Annotated in this window: 4 protein-coding genes; all 4 read left to right on the forward strand. The window is 34.2% G+C overall.

Annotation, left to right across the window (positions count from 1 at the left end; all coding sequences use genetic code 11):
* The first annotated feature begins 128 nt into the window (after nt 1–128).
* The 4 genes from cmr3 to cmr6 are packed head-to-tail and all read left to right on the forward strand — an operon-like array spanning nt 129 to nt 3500.
* Nucleotides 129–1280 (forward strand): type III-B CRISPR module-associated protein Cmr3, encoded by a 1152-nt coding sequence (gene cmr3, locus N2201_07300; protein ID MCX7786004.1) that lies wholly within the window; start codon nt 129–131, stop codon nt 1278–1280.
* 10 nt (nt 1281–1290) lie between these two features.
* Complete coding sequence (cmr4, locus tag N2201_07305; GenBank protein MCX7786005.1) at nt 1291–2214, forward strand: type III-B CRISPR module RAMP protein Cmr4; 924 nt, start codon at nt 1291–1293, stop codon at nt 2212–2214.
* Nucleotides 2215–2217: 3 nt separating this feature from the next.
* Nucleotides 2218–2619 carry a type III-B CRISPR module-associated protein Cmr5 gene (gene cmr5, locus N2201_07310; protein MCX7786006.1) on the forward strand — a complete coding sequence of 134 codons (402 nt, stop codon included), beginning with the start codon at nt 2218–2220 and terminating at the stop codon, nt 2617–2619.
* A 2-nt stretch (nt 2620–2621) separates the two neighbouring features.
* Nucleotides 2622–3500, forward strand: a complete 879-nt coding sequence (gene cmr6, locus N2201_07315) for a type III-B CRISPR module RAMP protein Cmr6 (GenBank protein ID MCX7786007.1) — start codon at nt 2622–2624, stop codon at nt 3498–3500.
* The last annotated feature ends 115 nt before the right edge of the window (nt 3501–3615 follow it).

A 3615-nucleotide genomic window follows, 5' to 3' on the forward strand; every position in this document is an offset into this window, starting at 1 on the left:
TAAATTCCCTTACAATTCTTGCCGACCCTAACACAACTAATTACTTAGAAGATAATGAGAAAAACATCATAAACTTTTTACGCACTGTTGCATTTCTTTACCGAGAAAATATTAAGGAGTTTTAGTCTATGTCAGTATTAATTTATTTAGAACCTCTTGATACTTTATTTTTTAGGGACCATCGGCCTTTTATTGCTGGTGATGATACGATTGCTGAAGGCGGACTACCTTCACCACTAACTTTATACGGCGCAATCGGTGATTATTGCCTTAAAAAGCAAGATAAAAGTATTGAGGATTTTACCCAAAAAAATAATGATAAACTTGGAAAGTATGATGAACGCTTAAGCGATTCCCAATCCAAATTCAAAATTAAAGGAATATTCCTATTCAAAGAAAAAAATATCTATTTTCCTCCATTCGCAAATATTTATTGTTATGGTGCCTCCTTACAACCGAATCTTAAATTTTTTATTCCTAATAAGGAACCGGAGATAAAATGGGACATAGAAAAGAACAACCTTGATATAGCGCCAATTATTATAACGGATCACGATGCGAAACCACTGCAATCATTTATTGAGATTGCTACGGTAAAGAACTATTTATTAAACAATGAAATAGAAAGCGCTTATGTATATTTACCCAACGAGTTTTATCAATTTGAAACCCGATACGGCAACCAAATTCTTTTTGATACTAAAACAGTAGAAAATCTATATCTCTCAAGACACATAAGATTTACAGAAAAGCTTGATGACAGATGTTATGTAAAATCAGGAATAGCTGTGCTGTTAAGCGGGCTTGATAAAAATGATTTTACTGATGGCGACACTTTATCAATTGGTGGTGAACAAAAAAGAGCAAAGATAACTTTAGGGGACGAAAATGTTTTATCCAGTCTAAAAGACGACGAAATTAAAACCAAAATTCAAGAAACCAAAAAATTCTTTGTCTATTTTATCACCCCTGCAATATTTAATCAAGGATGGTTTTCTCAAGAGTTTTTAGGTAAGTTTACAGGTGCAGAATTAGTTGGTGCGGTAGTTAATAAGCCAATTTATATTAGCGGTTGGATAAGGGAAACTCAAGCCAAAGGTAAACCGCGTCCGTTGTATAAAGCAGTGCCGCAAGGGAGTGTCTATTTCTTTAGTTTTGAGAATAACGAAAATTTTAATTTAGATAATATTTATAGCAATTATAATTTAAATGAAAGTTTATCTGATATTTATCCCAATGCCGGATTTGGCATCGCATTAATTGGTGCTTGGAATTATTAAGGAGGATAAGATGGCAAAATATTCAATTTTAATTATTAAAACCATAGAAAGATTTTATACCGGTGCCGGTGAGACAATTGGCATTATTGATAATCAATTAATCCGCGAGCGCATCACCGAATTTCCGTTTATTCAAGGTAGTTCTATAAAAGGAGTATTCCGAGATAATGCTTCGGATAAAGGAATTGATGTTGAGGCATTATTTGGACCCGAACCCGGACGAGGTGAAGAGCATGCTGGTGCAGTATATTTTGGCGATGCTCAGATTTTAGCAATGCCAATTCGTTCCTTAAAAGGATGTTTTGTTTGGGCAACCTCGCCATTAATTCTTTATCGCCTTGCCGATAGAATTAAGATTGCGGGATTAAGTATTCCTTCTTTAGATTTGCTTCTTCCAAAACTCTATTCGCAAAGCACAAGTGTCTTAATTTGCAAGGATAGTCGTGAAATTTTACTATTTAATGATAAAATTTTACTTGAAGAATATGCTCTTGAAGCGGCGATTTCTAATGAACTAACAACTTTTGCCACAGAAATTGCCGATATTATTTTTTCAAAAGATGAAAAAAAAGATGAAGAGTTCTTAAAAACCCAGTTTAAGCAAAAACTTGTTATTCTTCCTGACGAATATTTTAAGTATTTTGTTAAATACGCAACTGAGGTAATTCCTAATATTAGAATTGGAGATAAAGGAACAACCGAAGAGGGATCGCTACGTTATACTGAGCATTTACCCCAAGAGACTATTCTTTATAGCCTTATCACTTTTGAGAAATCAAGAAAACCAATTCCCGGTTCGAACAAAGACCAAGTGTTGACCGAAGACCAAGTGAAAAGCAATTTTGATGGCCTCGTCACCGCGCTGCCGACAATAAAATTTGGTGGTGATAAAACTACCGGTAAAGGGCTTATGAGATTAAAAATTTGGGGGTAAAAGATGCCAGACGCACTTAGAAATTTAGAACATAAAAGAGCAGAATACGCATTAGAGTGTGTTAAAAGGATTAAAGGCACACAACATGCTAAACGCTATAAAACCTTAGCCCGCTCTTCAGGTTCTTTAATTCTTAAGTCTGGACTAATTCAAGCATTGATTTTTTATCTTTCAAAAGGTGAAGTTATTTTTGTTAAAGATATTCTTGAACATTGTGGTTTATCATTTGGCCGTAACGCGAATGCTGAAACTATCGCACAGAATTTGGTAAATCTTAATCAGGACAAAGTAATGCGAATTACCCAAGAAGCGCTTCAGATTATCAAATGGCTCAAACGCTTTGCTGAGATTATGATTGAAGATAAAAGGGAAACAACACAAGAAGAAACCCGCACAGGAGCGTAAAAATGCCCAGAGCAGAAGAAGAAAATTACAAATGGCAAATTCCTATTGAATGGTTAAAAAACTTCTACCAACAAAATATTGTGCCTGTATTAAGAAATAGGTCTCATCGAAACAATTTTATACGACTTAACCGTTCACTTTTTTTTGATAAATATACATTACGACCATTTGATAAAGTCAATAATATAACATTTACGAATGATGATGGTAAAATTATTCCAATAACCTCAAAAAACTTAAGTGTAATATTAAATTTGCGATGTCCAATTTCTAAACAAGACTATATTTTCTTAAAAAATCGCCGAAAATCTGCTGTAGATGCAATCAGTTTTAAATTAAGGACCAAAACTCGCTTGATTGTAAATCACGGCGGGGAATCAGTATTAGAAAGTAATATTGCCTTGCATCCATTGTATGGATTTCCCATTATTTATGGCTCAGCAATTAAAGGCGTCACCCGACATTATTGTAAAGAATATAAAAATAATATCGATAGAAATACAATACGAGAAATCTTTGGTAGCGAATCTGAAGGTGAAGAAGAACAAGCCGGTTTTGTAGTTTTTGCTGATGCCTGGCCTGAGAATTATGATGACCTAAATGCCCTTGAAATTGATATTTTAACTCCGCATTATAAAGACTATTATGAAGATAAAAAATTTCCCCGCGATAACATCCAACCCCAACCCCATCAATTTTTAGCGGTAAAAAAAGGTGTGATATTTGAGTTTATTATCTATCCTTCGTCAAAACCTAAATTTGAACAAACCGAAAAAACTAAGTTGTTGAATTTAGCCAAGGACTATATTATAGAAGCATTATGCACCATTGGCATTGGTGCTAAAACCACATCAAGTTATGGATATTTTGAAAAAGTATAGGTGATAATTATACCCAAAACCATTGATACAACATGTTACACAAGTTTATTAAAATCTAGTTGTTGGGCGAGATCAAAAAACTAACCCCCACACTCCCTAAGCTGCTCCCTAAACC

It is taken from the genome of candidate division WOR-3 bacterium (assembly GCA_026418155.1).
In the GTDB taxonomy this organism is placed as follows: domain Bacteria; phylum Hydrothermota; class Tepidihabitantia; order Tepidihabitantales; family CAIPLT01; genus JAOABV01.